The following is an 18451-nucleotide window of genomic DNA, read 5'->3' on the forward strand; positions in this document are numbered from 1 at the left end:
GCAGGGTCGGCCGGTTCGATCAGGAGTTCCCTATGCGCCACGCCCTTCCCGCCGTTTCCGTCCTGGCCCTGATGATGGCCTGCGCGCCCGCCCTGGCCCAGCAGGCGCCCGCGATCGACGCCGAGCGGATGAACCAGGCGGTGCGGGTTCTGGCCTCGGACGAATTCGAAGGCCGCGCCCCCGCCTCGCCCGGCGAGGAGAAGACCGTCGCCTGGCTGGTCGAGCAGTTCCGCGCGGCAGGCGCCGAGGGCGGCGGGCCGGACGGCGCCTTCGTCCAGGTCGCCCATCTGTCGCGCACCCGTCAGGACGGGCCGGCGACCGTCGCCGCGACCGTCGGCGGCAGGACGATCACCCTCGAACGCGGCCCCGACGTGCTGGTCTCCAGCGACCGGCCGGTGAACCACATCACCGTGACAGACGCCCCCGTCGTCTTCGTCGGTTATGGCGCGACGGCGCCCGAGCGCCAGTGGGACGATTTCAAGGACGTGGACGTGCGCGGCAAGGTCGTCGTCGTCCTGGTCAACGATCCCGATTTCGAGGCCGCCGAGAGTGATGCCGTCGCCGGCAAGTTCGACGGTCAGGCCATGACCTTCTATGGCCGCTGGACCTACAAGTTCCAGGAGGCGGGGCGTCGCGGCGCGGCCGGCGTCCTGGTGGTGCATGAGACGGCGGGCGCCGGCTATCCCTGGTCGGTGCTGCAGAACTCGTCGGCGGCGCCCAAGTTCGACATCGTGCGCGCCGATCCCGACGCCGAACGCGCGCCCTTCCAGGGCTGGATTCAACGCGCCAGGGCCGAAGAGCTGTTCCGCGCCGCCGGTCTGGACTTCGCTGCCCTGAAGGACAGCGCCCGTAAGGCCGACTTCAAACCCGTGGTCCTGCCCGGCCTGACGATGAGCGTCGATTTCGGCCAGATCGCCGACCGGGTGGAAACCAAGAACGTCCTGGCCCGCATTCCCGGCGCCGAACGCCCGAACGAGACCGTCATCTACGGCGCCCACTGGGACGGCTACGGCGTCGGCACGCCGAACGCCCAGGGCGACAAGATCTATAATGCGGCGGTGGACAATGCGACCGGCGTGGCGGCCCTGCTGGAGCTGGCCCACGCCTTCGCCGAGGGACCGCGCCCGAAACGCTCGGTCGTCTTCGCCGCCTGGTCGGGCGAGGAGGCGGGCCTGTTGGGTTCGACCTATTACGCCGCCAATCCGGTCTGGCCGCTGGAAACCACGGTCGCCAACATCAATGTCGACAGCCTGCTGCCGGGGACCGAGATCGATCCCAACGTCGTGGTCATCGGCAAGGGCAAGAACCAGCTGGACGACATTCTGGCCCGCCATGCCACGCAGACGGGCCGCACCCTGATCGCCGATCCCGCGCCCCAGGCCGGGGCCTTCTATCGCTCGGACCATTTCCCCCTGGCGCTGAAGGGGGTGCCGGCCCTGTTCCCGGCGGCGGGCTTCACCGGCGCCAGCGCCGCCAGCCGCGACTATGTCCAGAACCGATACCATCAGCCCACGGACGAATGGAACGACAGCTGGCGCATGGACGCGGCGGCCGCCGACGTGGCCCTGATCTACGCCGTCGGACGCGATCTGGCCGACAGCGATCAATGGCCCGAATGGAACGCGGGCGCCGAGTTCGGCCCGGCGCGCGAGGCCTCGAAGTCGACGCGGCGCTAAAGCTCCAGCTGAAGCTCGGGCGCGGCGGCGGTGGTCGCGGCGCCCAGCGGCAGATGCAGGATGAAGGCGGCGCCCTTGCCTGGCTCGCTTTCCACCTCGGCCCAGCCGCCGTGCAGTTCGACCAGCGCCTTGACCAGGGCCAGGCCGACGCCGGGGCCGCCGCGTTCGCGCCGCACGAAACGGTCGAAGACGTGGGCCTGCAGATGATAGGGGATGCCGCGCCCGGTGTCGGACACGCTCAGACGGACTTCGGACGGCCCGCCCTCGGCCTTCAGCACCACAGCCCCGCCGTCCGACACCGCCCGCGCGGCGTTTTCCAGCAGATGATCCAGCGCCTGGCCGATGCGATGCTGGTCGGCGCGGATCGGTTTCAGATCGGTCGGGCAGGATACGGTCAGGCTGGCGCCGCGTCCCTCGATCCGTGAACGGACTTTTTCTCCCGCCTCGGCCAGCAGGTCGCAAACGCGCAGGTCGCCCAGCGACAGCTCCATCTCGCCGGCGTCGATCTGGGCCATGTCCAGCACGTCGTCGATGGAGCGGGCCAACTGGCTGGCGGCGACGCGGATGGCGCCGGCGTGCTGGCGGCTGCGGTCGGGCAGATCGCCCATCGTCTCCAGCAGTTCGGAATAGCCGACGATGGTCGTCAGCGGCGTGCGCAGCTCATAGGAGACGCTGCCCACGAACTCGCGCTTCAGGGCCTGGCTTTCGGCCAAAGCCTGTTCGCGCTGGACCAGGGCCTGTTCCAGCCCGCGGCGGGCGGTGACGTCGGAAAAGGCGACCAGGGTGGCGCCGTCCGGCAGGGGGCGGGTCTGCCAGGCGGCGACGCGGCCGTCGACGGTGCGCCCCTCGCCCGAAATGGCCACCCGGCTTTCGGGATCGGGATCGGCCACCCGCGCCTTCAGCCCCAGCCACAGGGCCGGATCAGGCAGGACCGCCTTGCACAGTTCGGCCAGGTCGTCGAAGTCGGCCAGGACGGCGATCCGGTCGGCCGACAGGCTCCAGAAACTCTCGAACGCCTCGTTATGCAGGCGAAGCCGACCGTCGGAGCCGAACACGGCCACGGCGTCGTTCAGCTTGTCCAGGGTGGCGCGCTGGACCTGGATCTGGGCGTTGAACCGGCTGCGCAGCTTCAGTTCGTCGGTGATGTCCGAGAAGATCAGCAGGATGCCGCCCAGCGGGTGGGGCTGGCGCACCATGCGCAACGTCCGGCCGTCCGGCAGGGACCAGCTGTCGTCGGGCGAAGCCTCGGACGCACCGTAGAAGTCCAGCTCGCGCGCCTTCCACCCAGCGTAATCGACGACCTCGGGCAGGCTGCGGCGCTGGCGCAGGCGGTCCAGCAGTTCGGCGTGGGTCGGCCGTTCGTCCAGCCAGGCAGGGTCGATGTCGAACAGGGTCTGGAAGGCGGTGTTGTGGAAGGCCAGCCGTTTCTGCGGGCCGAAGATGGCCACCGCGTCCGCCAGATGGTTCAGCGTTTCGTCATGGGCCTCGACGTGGCGACGCAGGGTGTCGCGCGTCTCCTCCGCCTCGGTCACGTCGATGGCGAAGGCGGTGACGGCGCCGCCGCCCGCCGGTTCGGCGATGATGCGCCAGGCCCGCCGCGCGCCGCCGCCGGTCGTCCAGCGGAAGCCCTCCTGACGCACGCCCAGCCGCGCAGCCTCGGCGACCAGGGCGTCGGCGCCGCGATCGAACGACAGGCCGCCCTCGACGGCCGCGTCCAGCGTCTCGGCGTTGACCGCGTTCAACCAGGCCCGGTTGGCCCAGGCCAGCTTGCCCGCGCCGTCGACCACCCAGGTCGGGGTGGGCGAGGCGTCGCCCAGCATGGCCAGGCCGCTTTCGGTCGCATCCGCCCCGGTCAGGGTGAAGCGCGAGGCCGGCGCCAGGCGCAGCCAGGCGACCCCGCCCGCGACCCGCCCCTCGATCCGCCAGGGTTCGCCCGCATCCAGCGCCGTCAGACCCTCGAACGCCTGTCCCGACTGCACCAGGGCGTCGATCAGGGCGCCGTGCGTTTCCCTGAGGCGGGCCAGGACGGCGGGGCCGACATCGTCGCTGTCCTCGGCCAACCGCGCCACCAGTTCGGGCGAACCGATCGGCGCCCCGGCCGCCCGGCCGTCGGGCGTCAGGGCCAGGCTGACGTCGTCGAAGGCGCGCAGCATGGCGTCATGGCGGCCCAGGCTGGCCAGGGCGTCGATCCGCTCGCGCTCGGCCTCGTCGGCGGCGGTGTTCAACCGCCCGCGCATCAGCAAGGCCCAGGCGCTGACCGCCATGGCCAGTCCGGCTGCGCCTGCAGTGGCGACGTAGGCGATGTCGGCCTCGGCCATTCGTGTCCCTGGAGAGTTCGCGCCGCGATTCGCTTAACCATAACGCCAACCGCGCGAAAATGCGGCAGTCTCTTGATCGCGTCATCGCGCCCCGTTGCGAAGGCGGCCCGGCGCGGCGATATGCGGCCCATGACCGACCCCATCGCCCCCTCGCTCGATGACTTCGCCCGCCTGGCGCGCGAGGCGTTCGACGCCCTGCCCGCCCCGTTCCGCCAGGCCGCGGGCGAGGTGGTCATCCGCATCGACGACTTTGCGGACGAGGCCACATTGGCGGAGATGGAGATCGAGGACCCGTTCGAACTGACGGGCCTGTATCATGGCGTGGACATCGGTCGGCGCGACGGTCTGGGGCCGGCGGCCGAGCCGTCGCGGGTCTTCCTTTATCGCCGTCCGATCCTGGACGAATGGTGCGAGCGCGGGAATGTGGGGATCGCCGAATTGATCGCCCACGTCCTGATCCACGAGATCGGCCATCACCTGGGCCTGACCGACGACGACATCCACGCCATCGAGGACGACGCCGACTGAACGCCGGTCACCGATCCGCCGGATAGGGCGTCGTCACCGCGCCAGAGATCATGCCGGGAATGGCCTCGCCCAGACCCAGCAGGATGAACTGGATCGCCAGGGCGCACAGGATCAGGCCCAGCACCTTGACCACGATGGCCATGCCCACCTCGCCCAGCAGGCGGCTGAGCGAGCCGGTCAGGGCGAAACAGACGAAGGACACGGCGCAGGCGGCGGCGATGGCGATCAGCGACCCCATCGTGCCGGCATAGCCCAGCTTGGCCGCCTCGCCCGCCTGGATGATGACGGCCGAAATGGCGCCCGGCCCGATCATCAGCGGAATGGCGAAGGGCACGACCAGCCGCTGGAACCGGCGACGCGCATAGCCGCGCACGTCCTTGGCGTCGCTCAGCGCATCCTTGTCGGCGAACATGGCCAGGAAGTCGCCGCGCGCCATGTCCAGCCCCAGGAACAGCAGCAGAATGCCCCCGGCGATGCGGAAGGCGGCCAGCGAAATGCCGAAGAACTGCAGAAGGCCCAGGCCGGTGAACAGGAAGAAGGCCAGAAAGACCGTGGCGAAGGCGCAGATCAGGGCCGAGACCGAAATCCGCTGACGCAGCGTGGCCCCGGCCGTGGCGGCGGCGAAGATCGGCAGGTTGCCGATCGGGTCCAACAGGGCGAACAGGGTCACGAACAGGTTGACACCCAAATCGACTGCGTTCATCGCCTGCCCTCGCCCTCAGTCCATAACGCCGCATGTCGACGCGCCCTCTCGTCCGGCATAGCCGCTCAGCGCGAGTCCGTCGATGACCCAGACCCACACAGCGGCGCCCGCGCCCGGCCCCGACGCGCGCATCATCTGCGCCCTGGACGTGCCGACGACCGATGAAGCGGCCGCTTTGGTCGAGGGGATCGGCGATGCGGTCGGCTTCTACAAGATCGGGCTTCAGCTGTTCGCGGCGGGCGGCATGGAGCTGGCGCGCGACCTGAAGGCGCAAGGGCGACAGGTCTTTCTGGACTGGAAGCTGCACGACATCGGCGCGACGGTGGAGAAGGCGACGGCCAATCTGGCGGGGGCCGGTTGCGATCTTCTGACCGTCCACGCCCGGCCCCAGGTGATGGCGGCGGCTCGGCGGGGCGCGGACGGGTCGACGCTGAAGGTGCTGGGGGTCACGGTCCTGACCAGCCTGACGGCCGAGGATGTGTCGGCGGACGATCACAGCCTGTCGCCGGCGGACCTGGTCGAGCTGCGCGTGCGCCAGGCGCTGGACGCGGGGATCGACGGCGTCGTCTCCAGCCCGCACGAGGCGGCGCGCGTCCGCGCCCTGGCCGTCGCGACGGGACGACCGGACTTCCTGATCGTGACGCCGGGCGTGCGGCCGGCGGGCGCGGCGCTGGACGATCAGGCGCGGGCGGCGACGCCGGCCGAGGCCCTGCAGGCCGGCGCGACCCATCTGGTCATCGGCCGCCCGATCACGGCCGCCGTCGATCCGCGCGCGGCCGCCCAGGCCATCGCACAGCAGATCGCCCTGATCTGAGACAGATCAGGGCGACGGTTACGCTTCAATAGTTTCGCGCGATCAGCCCCGCTCGCCCGGCTCCTGGGCGTAGCGGTGATGCGCCGGCGCGCGGGGCGCCGGGGCGTCCGGCGGCGGCAGATCGCCGTAATAGCCCGACGGCGGGGGCGGCGGAGGCGGCGGGGCCGGGGGCGGAGGCGCCGTGTTCACCTCGGGCGGCGCGACATAGACCTGGGCCGGAGCCACATTGACCGGCGCCGACTGCACATAGACCGGCGACTGATCGACATAGACCGGACCGCCGACCTCAACCTGGGCGGGCGCGACATTGACCTGGGCCGGGGCGACCTGAACCCGTTGCGGGCCGATGTTGACCGGCGCGGACTGGGCGTAGATCGGGGCCTGATCGACATAGACGGGCGGTCCGACGTCGACCTGGGCCGGGGCCATATTGACTTGGGCCGGGGCCACCTGCACGCGCTGGGGCCCGATGTTGACCGGCGGCGCCTGCACATAGATCGGCGGCTGTTCGATATAGGTGGGCGGACCCATCTCGACCTGGGCCGGAGCGATGTTCACCTGGGACGGGGCGACATAGATGCGCTGGGGCGCGACCTGGACCGGCGGCGCCTGCACATAGACCGGCGGCTGTTCGACGTAACGCTGCTCATAGCGTTGCTCATAGCGTTGCTCGTAGCGCTGTTCATAACGCACGGGCGGACGGGCGGGCTGACGGACGGGCGGGCGGCAGTTGCAGTCCGCCGGACGGCCCGGATAGGGACGCCAGCCGATATAGTCGCGGCCGAAGCCATAGACCGGATAGCCGACCGGAGCGCTGACGGGCGGACGACCGACCAGAACCGGGGCCGACGTCACGTAACCGCCGCCATAACCGCCGCCGACATAGCCGTCCGAATAGCCGCCGCCGCCCACATAGGTCGTGCCGCCGCCGACATAGCCGCGCTGGAAGCTGGACGAACTGGAATAAGACCGGGCGTTGATGGCCGAATAGCCGGTCGCGCCGGCATAGGCCCCCGCATTGGCGTAGGCGTTGGAATAGGCGTTGGCCCCGCCGTTCACGTTCACATTGACGTTGTTGTTGGCGTTGTAGGCGCCGCCGCCGTAATGGCCGCCGCCGCCGCATCCTCCGCAGCCGCCGGGCATGCCGCCATGGCCGCCGCCATAACCGCCGGGGCCTCCGGCCAGGGCGGGCGCTGCGGAGAGCAGCAGAGCCGCCGACGCGGCGGTGATCATCGACTGTATCGTCACGGGACAGACTCCTCTGAGTTGTCCCGACACTGGCAAGTCCGGCGCCTATTTCTTAAGCGAAGGTTAACGCCCGCCGCGCGAGGGGCCGCCGCGGCGTCAGAAATCCACGGCGATGCCCTTCTTCTCCCAATCGCCGAACCGGGTCGGCTCCGGCCCCCTGGGTCCGCCATGTTCGGGATCGGCCTTCGCCTCCTCCAACTGCTTCGCGCGGCGATCCGCCGCCTCCTGAAGCGCGCGACGGGCGGCTTCGCTCAGGGGCCTTTCGGGCGTGGCGTGCGGCACGTCGGCGTTGAAAACCGGGCCTGTCGGCGCCGTTTGGTCGTCGCCGTCGGGCGCGGGGGTGGGATGTTCGGTCACAGGGCGGCTCCCTTGAGGCTTGGTGCGCCTTTCCTCAAATAGACGATCGAACCCGTGACGCCAGACGCTGCGGCCGGATCGGGCATGGAACCGCGATGAACCATCTGAAGACCTTCATCCTGCTGGCCGTCATGACCGCCCTGTTCATGGGGCTGGGTTATCTGATCGGCGGCGCGACCGGCATGGCCATCGCCCTGCTGTTCGCAGGCGGGATGAATCTGTTCAGCTACTGGAACGCCGACAAGATCGTGCTGAAGATGTACCGGGCCCAGCCGGTCGACGAGCAGCATCCGAACGCCGTGGTCAGGAACTATGTCGCCGACGTGCGCCAGATGGCCCAGGACGCCGGCCTGCCACAGCCCCAGGTCGCCATCATCCCCAACGACCAGCCCAACGCCTTCGCCACCGGACGAAATCCGCAGAACGCCGCCGTCTGCGCCACCACCGGCCTGTTGGACATGCTGACGCGGGAAGAGGTGCGCGGGGTGATGGCGCACGAACTGGCCCATGTGAAGAACCGCGACACCCTGATCATGACGGTGACGGCGACCATCGCCGGGGCCATCGCCGCCCTGGCCAATTTCGCCCTGTTCTTCGGCGGCAACGACCGCGAGCGTCCGGGCGGCATTATCGGCACGATCGCCCTGATGCTGCTGGCGCCCATGGCGGCGGGCCTGGTGCAGATGGCCATCAGCCGGGGCCGCGAATACGAGGCCGACCGCGTCGGCGCCGAGATCGCCGGCGATCCCCAGGCCCTGGCCAGCGCCCTGCAGAAGATCGAGGCCTACGCCAAGCGCATCCACAATCCGACGGCCGAGCGCAATCCGGCCTCGGGCCAGCTGTTCATCATCAATCCGCTGGCGGGACGCGGGGCGGACAACCTGTTCTCGACCCACCCGGCGACGGGCAACCGCGTGCGGGCGCTGATGGAGCTGGGCGCGCGGATGGGGATGCAGCCCCGGTCGCAGACGCCCGATCTGACCCAGCCGCGCCCCGCCGCCGGCTTCACGACCACGGGCGTTCCGACCACCCCGACCGAGCCGCGCGGCCCCTGGGGCTGAGGCTGATCGTCGCGGCCTGAGCGACCTTTGCGATTTGCACTCCCCGGGCGGATCGCCTCAGATGCGCCCCTGTTCAGTAAAGGGGAATCCATGTCGCGCCTGCTCGCCTTCGTGTCCGCCGCCGCCCTGCTCGCCACGCCCGTCGCCGCCCAGTCTGTGGATCGCGTCGCCGTCAACGGCATCATCGACCAGGGGCTGAACCACAGCCAGGTGATGCAGACCGCCGCCTATCTGACCGACCGGATCGGCGGGCGGATGACCAACTCGCCCCAGATGCGCGAGGCCGAACGCTGGGCGCAGCAGCAGTTCCGCGCCTGGGGCCTGTCCGACGTGCGCGCCGAGGGTTTCGAGTTCGGTCGGGGCTGGTCCATCGTCCGCTCCAGCGCCCGCATGACCGCGCCGCGCCCGCTGGACCTGCGGGCCATTCCGGTGGCCTGGACGCCCGGCACGAATGGAACGATCAGCGCGGGCGTGATCGTGGCGCCCCTGTCCAAGGTCGAGGATTTCGACAAATGGCGCGGCAAGCTGGCGGGCAAGATCGTCATGATCTCCCAGCCGGGCGCGGGGTCGGAGCCGACCGAGCCGGCCTTCCGCCGCTGGACCAGCGCCGAACTGGCCGAGCGCAACACCTATAACCAGCCGCAGTATTCCCCCGCCGCCATCCGCAAGTCGCTGGAGACCGCAGATTTCGCCTCGAAGATGGACGCCTTCCTGGTCGAACAGGGCGCCTTGGCCTGGGTGCGGATTTCCCAGCGGGACGGCGGCCTGTTGCACGGCACGGGCTACACCTATCAGGTCGGCGCCACGCCGAAACTGGCGGGGATGGAGCTGGCGGCCGAGGATTATCGCCGTCTGGCGCGTCTGGCCCTGACCGACGCCCCGCCGACGCTGGAGCTGAACAGCGAGGTCCGGTTCCACGACGAGGACGTCAACGCCTACAACATCCTGGCCGACATTCCCGGCACCGCGCGCGGGACCGAATATGTCATGGCCGGCGCCCATCTGGACAGTTGGGTCGCCTCCGACGGCGCGGTGGACAATGCGGCGGGCAGCGCCGTCGTCCTGGAGGCGGCGCGCATCCTGAAGGCGCTGAACGTGCGGCCCAAACGCACCATCCGCTTCGCCCTGTGGAACGGCGAGGAACAGGGCATCCTGGGCTCGCTGGCCTATGTGGACCGTCATCTGGCGACGCGCGCGCCGTCGAACGATCCGGCGCTGGCGGGCCTGTCGAACAATCGCACCTGGCGCAGCCGCTGGCCCGTCGAACCGCGCGCCGGCTATCGCGATCTGGTCGCCTATTTCAATCTGGACAACGGCTCGGGCAAGATTCGCGGCATCAACGCCGAGGGCAATGTCGCCGCCGCCCCGATCTTCCAGGACTGGCTGGCGCCCTTCGCCAGCCTGGGCGCGACCAGCGTGTCGCTGCGCAACTCGGGCGGCACCGACCATGTCTATATGCAGACCGTGGGCGTGCCGGGGTATCAGTTCATTCAGGACCCGCTCGACTATTCCAGCCGCCTGCACCACACCAGCATCGACAGCTACGACCACCTGAAGGCCGAGGATCTGCGTCAGGCCGCCGTCATCCTGGCCAGCTTCCTGTTGAACGCCGCCAACCGCGACGAGCCCCTGCCCCGGATGCCGTTGCCGACCCAACCGACGCCGAGCGATCCGTTCGAATATCCGGCGGATTGAAACCACGTCATTCCGGGGCGCCCATCGGGCGAACCCGGAACCCAGGAGGATGGCGGCCATTCTCGACGCGGTTAAGAGCGAGCGGGCAGTCCTGGGTTCCGGGTTCCTCGCTTCGCTCGGCCCCGGAATGACGGTTTAAGCGTTCGCCCGCTCGACGCACATCGCCACGCCCATGCCGCCGCCGATGCACAGGGTGGCCAGACCCTTCTTCGCGCCCGACCGCTTCATTTCGAACAGCAGCGTCGTCAGGATGCGGGCGCCCGAGGCGCCGATGGGGTGGCCGATGGCGATGGCGCCGCCGTTGACGTTGACCTTGGCCGGATCGAGACCCAGTTCCTTCAAGACGCACAGGCTCTGGGCGGCGAAGGCCTCGTTGGATTCGACCAGATCGAGGTCGGCGACAGTCCAGCCCGCCTTCTCCAGCGCCTTCTTCGAGGCCGGGATCGGCCCCGTGCCCATGACCGAGGGATCGACGCCGGCGGTGGCGTAGGAGGCGATGCGGGCCAGCGGCTCCAGCCCGCGCGCCCTGGCCTCGTCCGCGCTCATCAGCACCAGGGCGGCGGCGCCGTCGTTCAGGCCCGAGGCGTTGGCGGCCGTCACCGATCCGTCCTTGGCGAAGGCCGGGCGCAGCTTCTGCATCGCCTCGATGGTCGCGCCGTGGCGGATGTATTCGTCCTTGTCGACCGTGACGTCGGCCTTCTTGCCGGGGATGACGACGGGAACGATCTCGTCGTCGAACTTGCCGGCGGTCTGGGCCGCCTCGGCCTTGCGCTGGCTGGCCAGGGCGAAATCGTCCTGGGCCTCGCGCGTGATCTCCCACTTGTCGGCGATGTTCTCGGCCGTCTGGCCCATGTGATAGCCGTTGAAGGCGTCCCACAGGCCGTCCTTGATCATGGTGTCGACGAAGGCCACGTCGCCCATCTTGGCGCCCGCCCTCAGTTGCTGGGCGTGGGGCGCCTGGCTCATGCTTTCCTGACCGCCGGCGACGACGATCTTCGCATCGCCTAGCGCGATCTGCTGGGCGGCGATGGCCACGGCCCGCAGGCCCGAGCCGCAGATCTGGTTCAGACTCCAGGCGGCGGCTTCCTTTCGGACGCCCGCGCCGACGGCGGCCTGACGCGCCGGTCCCTGACCGGCGGCGGCCTGAAGCACATGACCCAGTATCACCTCGTCCACCTCCTCGCCCGAGACGCCGGCGCGCTCCACCGCCGCCTTGATGGCGATCTCGCCCAGTTTGGAGGCCGGCAGGGCGGCCAGACCGCCCATGAAGGCCCCGACGGGCGTGCGGGCGGCGGAGACGATGACGACCTCGGTCATGGGATTTCACTCTCTGCGGAATAAGGATGCGTGGCCGTTTTGCCGCATCGCGAGGGCTTCGTCACCTGCGACGACGCAACCCGGCTGCGGATTCAGCCAATCGTCACCCTGTCGGCGCATTGTGGCGGAACGATACGCGCGATCTGGGATTGGATTGGCCATGCTGCGCACGATCAAACGTCTTGTCGCCCACGTCTGCACGCCGGACGAGCTGGATATGATCGAGCATTATCCGACCCAGGCCGAAAAGCTGGCGGACCTGTGGGTCCATGTCGTCGGCCTGATGCTGGCGGCGGTCGGCGGCGTCATTCTGGCGGGGCTGGCGGGCGTTTACACGGGCATCGGCGGCGTGCTTTCGACGGCCATCTATGCGCTTTGTCTGGTGGGAATGCTGACGGCCTCGACTATCTATAATTGGACCAATCCGTGCGCCGCGCGGCCGGTTCTGCGTCGCCTGGACGAGGCGGCCATCTTCCTGATGATCGCTGGCAGCTACACCCCCTTCACCACCCAGCGGTTCGAGGGGCTGTGGGCCGTGGGCTTCACCACCCTGATCTGGACCCTGGCCTTCATGGGCGCGGGCGTGAAGCTGTTCGCGCCGCGCATCTCGGATCGGTTCTGGAGCGGCGTCTATGTCGTCTTCGGCTGGCTGGCGGTGGCGGCGCTGAAGCCGATGGTCGAGACGGTGCATCCCGTCGCCCTGACCCTGCTGGTCATCGGCGGCCTGATCTACACCGCCGGAGTCTTCGTCTTCATCAGCCCCAAGGTCCGGTTCCGCCGCGCCATCTGGCATGGGTTCGTCGTCACCGGCGCCACCGTCCACTGGGCGGCGGTGCTGGTTGGGGTCGTTCTGGCCCCCGCCCTGACGCACTAGGACGACGTTCCGCTTCCGGCGCATTGTCGCCCCCTCTGGCGCTCGGGCGCGCAAGGGGGGATAGTGATGCGTTGCAACATCGCGAGAACAAGCGTGGCTGACGAAAAATCCAAGGGCGGAAACAAGAACGCGGCCGAAACGGTCGTCATCAAGAAGTATGCGAACCGACGTCTCTACAACACGCGGACCAGCGCCTATGTGACGCTGGAGGACCTGGCGACCATGGTGCGCGAAGGGGTCGATTTCGTCGTCTATGACGCCAAGACCAACGACGACCTGACCCGCCAGATCCTGACCCAGATCATCTTCGAGGAAGAAAGCCGGGGCGAGGCCCTGCTGCCGGTCCAGTTCCTGCGCCAGCTGATCGGCTTCTACGGCGGCCAGATGCAGGGGGTGCTGCCCTCATATCTGGAGATGTCCCTGGCCAACTTCGGCCGCCAGCAGGAACAGTTCGCCAGCCAGATGAGCCGCGCCTTTGGGACCGGCGCGGGCGCCAGCCTGATGGAGGACGCGGCCCGGGCCAACATCGCCATGTTCGAACGCGCCATGCAGATGTTCCCCGGCTTCGGCTATGCCCGCGCCGAGCCGACCGAGGCCAGGGTCGACCCGGCCCACTCCTCCGAAACGGCCGAAAAGGCGCCCGACGCCCTGGACGAAATGCGCCGCCAGATGGACGAGATGCGCCGCCAGATCGACAGCTTGGCCGGCGCCAGACCCAAATGACCGACCGCATCGGCCCCGTCGGCGGGCCCGAGCGCATCGAGCGGCGCGAGGGCGAACGTCGCGAACGCGAGCGGCGCGCCCGCGCCGCCTCGCGCGAGCTGGTTCCCCTGGCCCCGCCCGAACCGCAGACCAGGGCTCAGGATCGCCCGGCAAGAGCTGCCGTGCAGCCCGCCGCCGAGCCGGGCGCGGCCGCCTTCGTCGCCCAGCAGATGGGCCAGGGCGGCCAGAAGCGCGGCCTGCGCGGCGGCCCGCCCGTGCTGGACGCGGCCCGCTCCGCCTATCTGGGGACCGAATATTCGGGCGCGGCCGAGCGCCGCCCGACCACGGGCAAGACGACCAAGACCGAGATCTGATCCGGCGGCACGGGGCTTGCTGAAGAGGCGGGCAGTCGCCTCACGCCGGACCCGCCCATGCCCGCCGCCTTCAGCCTCGCCGCCAAAGTCTTCGACGTCGCCGTCGTGGCCCTGATCTTCTCGGTGTTCTCTTAGGGCAGTTTTTTGGGCCTATCGCGCTTCGCGCTACTTGAGGCCCGAACGTTTGTCCTACCGCGCGTCGCGCTGCTTGAGGCCTGAACGTTTGTCCTACCGCGCGTCGCGCTGCTTGAGGCCGGGCGTCACGCCCCGCCGAAGTCGAAGTCCTTGCGCGAGGCGACGATGGTGACGATGAAGCCCGCCAGCACGTCCAGCAGGATCATCGTCACGATCAGGAAGAAGGTCGAGGTCGCAAAGCCCGGCAGCAGCAGGAACTCGATCAGCACCCCGATGAACAGGATCATCGACAGGGCGTGATTGATGATGGCCACCCGCTGGCTGGACGTCGATTTCAGCAGTTCGAAGAACAGCAGGATCAGCCCCAGAAACAGGATCAGGTCGCCCGAGCCTATGGTCCATTGCGCGCCGGACGTCATGGTGACGGCGAACAGCGGATCGCGCAGCAGCACGTCGGCCTGGGCCACGCCCGCGTCGCCCGCACCGCCGAACAGGACCACAATATTGTAGAGAACCACCGGGATCAGCAGCAGCGGAATGGCGATCAGCATGGTCGGTCCTCTACGCGACCGGCCCCCCGGCCTTCGCGTCATTCATCATGAATAGCGCCGATTGCATCCGGCCGCCATGGGGCCACAGCCACGCTTGGGGTGGTCAGGACCGGGGAAAGCCGCCCGCACGGCTGAGCGCCGAGGGCGCCGGCCGGCCGATGGCCTGGCCGATCCACCGCGCTGTCTCGATCAGGGCGTCCAGGTCGTAGCCCGTCTGGAACCCGCCGCGCTCCAGCATATAGACCAGATCCTCGGTGGCGATATTGCCCGTGGCGCCGGGCGCGAACGGACAGCCGCCGATGCCGCCGACCGAGGCGTCCAGAACGTCGACCCCGGCCTCGACCGCCGCATGGGCGTTGGCCAGGCCGGTGTTGCGGGTGTCGTGGAAATGCAGGCGCAGGACCGCGCCAGGCGCCGCCGCCCTGGCCGCCTCGACCTTCTTCGTCACCGCCCAGGGATCGCCCGCGCCGATGGTGTCGGCCAGGCCGATCTCCCTGATCCCCATTTCGGCGATGGCGCCGACCATGTCCGCGACCTGACCCGCCGAGACTTCGCCGTCGAAGGGGCAGCCCCAGACGCAGGAGATGACGGCCGACAGCGACGGCGCGCCTTGGTTCGCTTCCGCATTGTGCCGCCGGGCCACGATGTCGCCCAGCATGACCAGCTGATCCTTCACCGCCAGACCCTGGTTCTTCAGGCCGAAGCCGTCGGTGGCGGCGACCGAGACATTGACCTCGTCCACCCCGGTCGTCAGCGCCCGGTCGTAGCCCTTGCCGTTCAGGACCAGACCGATCCGGCTGCGCCCCGCCTGAGGCGGCAGGGCGGCCATAACGTCCTCGGCGCCGGCCATCTGCGGCACATATTTGGGATGGACGAAGGAGACGGCCTCGATCCGTTTCGCGCCTGCGTCCTCCAGCCGCCGCACCAGATCGGCGCGGACGGCGGGTTCCAGCACGGTTTTTTCGTTCTGCAGACCGTCGCGCGGCCCGACCTCGACGATCTGGATGAAGCGGCCCATCAGGACGCGCCCTCCGCATCGTCCGATCCTGCGCTGGTCCGGGGCGGCGGCGCATAGACCGTCAGGCTGACCTCGTCCCCGGCGGAATAGTTGTAGCCGGTGACGACCCCCACGGCGCGGCCCGACACGCCCAGTCGGGCGGCGGCGGCGCGGAAGGCGTCGGCGTCGCGCGCCTCCACGATGGCGGGCCGGCCCTCGGCCAGGGCTTCGGCCGCCCCTTGCGCGTCCGTCAGATCGGTGTCGCGCCCGGTCAGGAAGACGAAGCTGGGTTCATGGAAGCCGGTGATGGCCACCGGCCCCGGCGTGCGGCCCTGGCGTGGATGCAGGTCGGCGGCCTCCAGCGTCCGCTCCAGCTGGGGCGCGACGGCCAGGGGGCGCAGCTGGCGGATCGTGCCGGCCAGGGCGGCGTGGGCGACGACGCCGAACGCCAGAGACGCGACCAGGGCCGCGACCGTCGCCCGGTTCACCAGCAGGAAGGCCCCCATGGCCCCCGCCGCCAGGGCCGTAACCACCGTCAGCGCCGCCCAGGTCTGGGCCGTCGAGGTGCCATAGACCGTCAGCCCATAGACGGTGACGCCGATGATCAGAAGGGCGGCGATCACCGCCAGAACCGCGCCCGTGACGCGCGACACCTTGCCGATGGGCCTGGCCAGGGCGGCGGCGGCCAGAAGCGCCAGCCCGCCGAAGGTCGGCAGGGTGTAGTGCCACAGCTTGGTCGGGGCCAGTTCGAACATCAGCCAGCCCGGCAGCACCCAGCAGACCAGAAACCGGATCGCCGGCTCGGCCCGTCGGCTCCATCCCGTCGAGACGGCGGCAGGCAGCAGAAGCGTCGAGGGGAAGAACAGCAGCGGCGCCAGCAGCAGATACATGCCAGGGAAGCCCGAATGGCTCTCATGCGCCCCGGCGATCTTGGGCGCCAGGTCGCCGCCGATAGCCTCGCGCCAGAAGCCGCCGTCGGTGGCGATGGTGATGGCGATGGCCCACGGCCCGACCATCAGGGCGACCAGCGGCAGGCCCCAGCCCCAGCCCAGTCGATACAGCCATTTGACGTTCCGGTCCCAGATCGACACGGCGACGGCGGCCAGGGCGACGACCAGAAACCCGATCGGCCCCTTGATCAGGATCGCCAGGCCCAGCCCTGCCCAGAACAGGAATTTATGCAGCCGTTCGGGCCGTTCGTCCGCCCGCGTCGCCATATAGATGCGCGCCAGGGCCGCCATGGCCAAGGTGGTCGCCCCGCACAGCATGGCGTCGGTCTTGGCGATGCCCGCCTCGGTGGACAAGAGGAAGGTCGCCCCCATGATCGCCCCGCCGAAGAAGCCGACGCGGTTTCCCAGCATGGCCGACCCGGCCCAGGCCACGGCCCAGGCGGCCAGCATGGCGCCCAGCAGGGACGGAATCCGATAGGGCGCGATCTGGCGATCCTCGACGTCCGAGGTCAGGGCCACGGCCGCCGCCTGCAGCCAGTAGATGCCCACCGGCTTCTTCCAGCGCGGCTCGTCCTGATAGCGGATGTCGACATAGTCGCCGCTCTCGACCATCTGCGACGTGGCCTGGGCGAACCGGCTTTCGTCACGGTCCAGCGGCGGCATCAGCAAGAGGCCCGGCAGGCCGGCGATCAGCGTCAGCAGGGCGGCGAACAGCGGCCCCCTCCAACCGGCGATAAGGTGATCCAGGTTCGGGCGGTTCATCAGAGCGTCGTATCACGCGGACGACGCTCGCCGGAAGCGTCACCTCGCAAGACCGCCCAGCATCCGCGCCACGATGCGTTTGTGGAAGGGCGTGATCGCGGCCAGATAGGCCCGGCCCAGCAGATTGTGGCGCTCGATCAGGGTTGCGATGCTGACGCGGTTCAGCCCCGACGCCTGCGGATCGACGCGCAGCATCAGGCGAAAATCCAGATGGCGGTCGTCAAAGCCGATGACCATCTCGTCCGCGCGTTCGGACAGGACAGGAAAGTCGCCGATCTCGGCGCTCGTCAACCCCACCAGTCTGACAACGGCGTTCCTCAGGCCCATCAGCTGTCCGATCCATCGGGGCGCGTTGGCGACCATGTTTTCGAAGGCCTGACGCGCATTGATCGGGCCGGCGACGCCCTCGACGCCGTAACGATCGCCCCAGTCGGCGCCGGGCAGCACCGGATGGGGCAGGGCGATGGGCAGTTCGACGGCGGCGGCCATGACGTATCCTTGGAAAGACAGCGGTGGTGTCCTCACGCCCGCGCGCCCGAGCCATGAGACGCAAGGTCGCAGCGTCCGTTTCACTCGCGCCTGCGGATGCGCTAAGGAGCCACGAATGAACGACCGCGCCGCCTCCGCCCCCGACATCTCCGTCGTCGTCCCCGTCCATGACGAGGCGGGGGCCGCCGTGCCCCTGGCGCGCGAGATCGCCGCCGCCTTCGCGGGCCGGTCCTATGAGATGATCTTCGTGGACGACGCCTCGCGCGATGCGACCCTGGCCGAGCTGAAGGCCGCCATGGCCGAACTGCCCGCCCTGCGCGTCCTGTCGCACGGGGCCAATGCGGGTCAGAGCCGCGCGGTGCGCACCGGCGTCCTGGCGGCGCGCGGCGCCGTGGTGGTGACGATGGACGGCGACGGCCAGAACCCGCCCGCCGACGCGCCGCGCCTGGTCGACGCCCTGATGGCGGCCCCGGCCGACGTCGGCCTGGTCGGCGGCCGCCGCGCCAAACGCCAGGACACTCAGGCCAAGCGCCAGGCCTCGATCTGGGCCAACCGCATCCGCCGCAAACTGCTGGGCGACGACGCCGACGACACCGGCTGCGGGCTTAAGGCCTTCCGCCGCGAGGTCTTCCTGCGCCTGCCCTACTTCGATCACATCCACCGCTATCTGCCGGCCCTGATGATCCGCGAGGGGTTCAGGAACCAGTATCTGGACGTGGATCACCGCCACCGCGAGACGGGCCGGTCGAAATACACCAACTGGGGCCGCCTGCGCGCGTCGGTCTCGGACCTGATGGGCGTCATGTGGCTGAAGACCCGCTCGCGCCAGCCGGGCGCGATCTCGGAATTCTGAAGCGCCGTCTCTTCCCCGGAGACGAGCAACAAAAAGGGCGGGGTCTT

18 protein-coding genes are annotated in these 18451 nt (G+C 69.5%); 9 read left to right on the top strand and 9 right to left on the bottom strand.

Annotated features, from left to right (window positions below; all coding sequences use genetic code 11):
• The first annotated feature begins 32 nt into the window (after positions 1-32).
• Positions 33-1676, top strand: coding sequence for a M28 family peptidase (locus SH203_RS10470; protein ID WP_087120876.1), 1644 nt, complete (start codon positions 33-35; stop codon positions 1674-1676).
• On the opposite strand, the gene SH203_RS10475 is transcribed toward SH203_RS10470, so the two are convergent.
• On the bottom strand, positions 1673-3994 hold the full coding sequence (locus tag SH203_RS10475; protein WP_087120877.1) for a PAS domain-containing sensor histidine kinase: 2322 nt from the start codon (positions 3992-3994) through the stop codon (positions 1673-1675). The genes SH203_RS10470 and SH203_RS10475 overlap by 4 nt on opposite strands.
• Before the next feature lie 129 nt (positions 3995-4123).
• Here SH203_RS10475 and SH203_RS10480 point away from each other — a divergent pair, with 129 nt between their 5' ends.
• Positions 4124-4522, top strand: coding sequence for a metallopeptidase family protein (locus tag SH203_RS10480; RefSeq protein WP_087121009.1), 399 nt, complete (start codon positions 4124-4126; stop codon positions 4520-4522).
• Positions 4523-4529: 7 nt separating this feature from the next.
• On the opposite strand, the gene SH203_RS10485 is transcribed toward SH203_RS10480, so the two are convergent.
• Entirely contained in the window at positions 4530-5225 is a 696-nt protein-coding gene (locus SH203_RS10485) for a MarC family protein (RefSeq protein ID WP_087120878.1), read from the bottom strand.
• 82 nt (positions 5226-5307) lie between these two features.
• Here SH203_RS10485 and pyrF point away from each other — a divergent pair, with 82 nt between their 5' ends.
• Complete coding sequence (gene pyrF / locus SH203_RS10490) at positions 5308-6039, top strand: orotidine-5'-phosphate decarboxylase (RefSeq protein ID WP_087120879.1); 732 nt, start codon at positions 5308-5310, stop codon at positions 6037-6039.
• 42 nt (positions 6040-6081) lie between these two features.
• On the opposite strand, the gene SH203_RS15915 is transcribed toward pyrF, so the two are convergent.
• Positions 6082-7272 carry a hypothetical protein gene (locus SH203_RS15915; RefSeq protein WP_200808899.1) on the bottom strand — a complete coding sequence of 397 codons (1191 nt, stop codon included), beginning with the start codon at positions 7270-7272 and terminating at the stop codon, positions 6082-6084.
• Positions 7273-7383: 111 nt separating this feature from the next.
• Positions 7384-7644: a DUF1674 domain-containing protein gene (locus SH203_RS10500; protein WP_087120881.1), complete on the bottom strand. Its 261-nt coding sequence runs from the start codon at positions 7642-7644 to the stop codon at positions 7384-7386.
• 95 nt (positions 7645-7739) lie between these two features.
• Here SH203_RS10500 and htpX point away from each other — a divergent pair, with 95 nt between their 5' ends.
• On the top strand, positions 7740-8705 hold the full coding sequence (htpX, locus tag SH203_RS10505) for a zinc metalloprotease HtpX (protein ID WP_087120882.1): 966 nt from the start codon (positions 7740-7742) through the stop codon (positions 8703-8705).
• A gap of 90 nt (positions 8706-8795) precedes the next feature.
• Positions 8796-10400 carry a M20/M25/M40 family metallo-hydrolase gene (locus SH203_RS10510; RefSeq protein ID WP_087120883.1) on the top strand — a complete coding sequence of 535 codons (1605 nt, stop codon included), beginning with the start codon at positions 8796-8798 and terminating at the stop codon, positions 10398-10400.
• A 135-nt stretch (positions 10401-10535) separates the two neighbouring features.
• Here the strand turns inward: SH203_RS10510 and SH203_RS10515 are convergent, their stop codons facing one another.
• Positions 10536-11717 (bottom strand): acetyl-CoA C-acetyltransferase, encoded by a 1182-nt coding sequence (locus tag SH203_RS10515; protein ID WP_087120884.1) that lies wholly within the window; start codon positions 11715-11717, stop codon positions 10536-10538.
• 160 nt (positions 11718-11877) lie between these two features.
• Here SH203_RS10515 and SH203_RS10520 point away from each other — a divergent pair, with 160 nt between their 5' ends.
• The 3 genes from SH203_RS10520 to SH203_RS10530 all read left to right on the top strand — a co-directional run bounded on the left by SH203_RS10520 (position 11878) and on the right by SH203_RS10530 (position 13667).
• A complete protein-coding gene (locus SH203_RS10520) occupies positions 11878-12591 on the top strand; it encodes a hemolysin III family protein (RefSeq protein WP_087120885.1) in 714 nt (237 codons plus the stop codon).
• 93 nt (positions 12592-12684) lie between these two features.
• Positions 12685-13314 (top strand): polyhydroxyalkanoate synthesis repressor PhaR, encoded by a 630-nt coding sequence (gene phaR / locus SH203_RS10525; protein WP_234989465.1) that lies wholly within the window; start codon positions 12685-12687, stop codon positions 13312-13314.
• Positions 13311-13667, top strand: a complete 357-nt coding sequence (locus tag SH203_RS10530) for a hypothetical protein (RefSeq protein WP_087120887.1) — start codon at positions 13311-13313, stop codon at positions 13665-13667. Before phaR ends, SH203_RS10530 begins: the two co-directional genes overlap by 4 nt.
• Positions 13668-13927: 260 nt before the next feature.
• Here SH203_RS10530 and SH203_RS10535 read toward each other — a convergent pair whose 3' ends face one another.
• The 4 genes from SH203_RS10535 to SH203_RS10550 all read right to left on the bottom strand — a co-directional run bounded on the left by SH203_RS10535 (position 13928) and on the right by SH203_RS10550 (position 17551).
• Positions 13928-14353, bottom strand: coding sequence for a hypothetical protein (locus SH203_RS10535; RefSeq protein WP_087120888.1), 426 nt, complete (start codon positions 14351-14353; stop codon positions 13928-13930).
• A 103-nt stretch (positions 14354-14456) separates the two neighbouring features.
• Positions 14457-15371 carry a hydroxymethylglutaryl-CoA lyase gene (locus SH203_RS10540; protein ID WP_087120889.1) on the bottom strand — a complete coding sequence of 305 codons (915 nt, stop codon included), beginning with the start codon at positions 15369-15371 and terminating at the stop codon, positions 14457-14459.
• Entirely contained in the window at positions 15371-17062 is a 1692-nt protein-coding gene (locus SH203_RS10545) for a glycosyltransferase family 39 protein (RefSeq protein WP_087120890.1), read from the bottom strand. Before SH203_RS10545 ends, SH203_RS10540 begins: the two co-directional genes overlap by 1 nt.
• A 39-nt stretch (positions 17063-17101) precedes the next feature.
• Positions 17102-17551, bottom strand: a complete 450-nt coding sequence (locus SH203_RS10550; RefSeq protein WP_087120891.1) for a DUF2867 domain-containing protein — start codon at positions 17549-17551, stop codon at positions 17102-17104.
• A gap of 115 nt (positions 17552-17666) precedes the next feature.
• Here SH203_RS10550 and SH203_RS10555 point away from each other — a divergent pair, with 115 nt between their 5' ends.
• Positions 17667-18404, top strand: coding sequence for a glycosyltransferase family 2 protein (locus SH203_RS10555; protein WP_087120892.1), 738 nt, complete (start codon positions 17667-17669; stop codon positions 18402-18404).
• Positions 18405-18451: the final 47 nt, after the last annotated feature.

The sequence above is a fragment of the Brevundimonas sp. SH203 genome, assembly GCF_002157625.1.
Taxonomy (GTDB): Bacteria; Pseudomonadota; Alphaproteobacteria; order Caulobacterales; family Caulobacteraceae; genus Brevundimonas.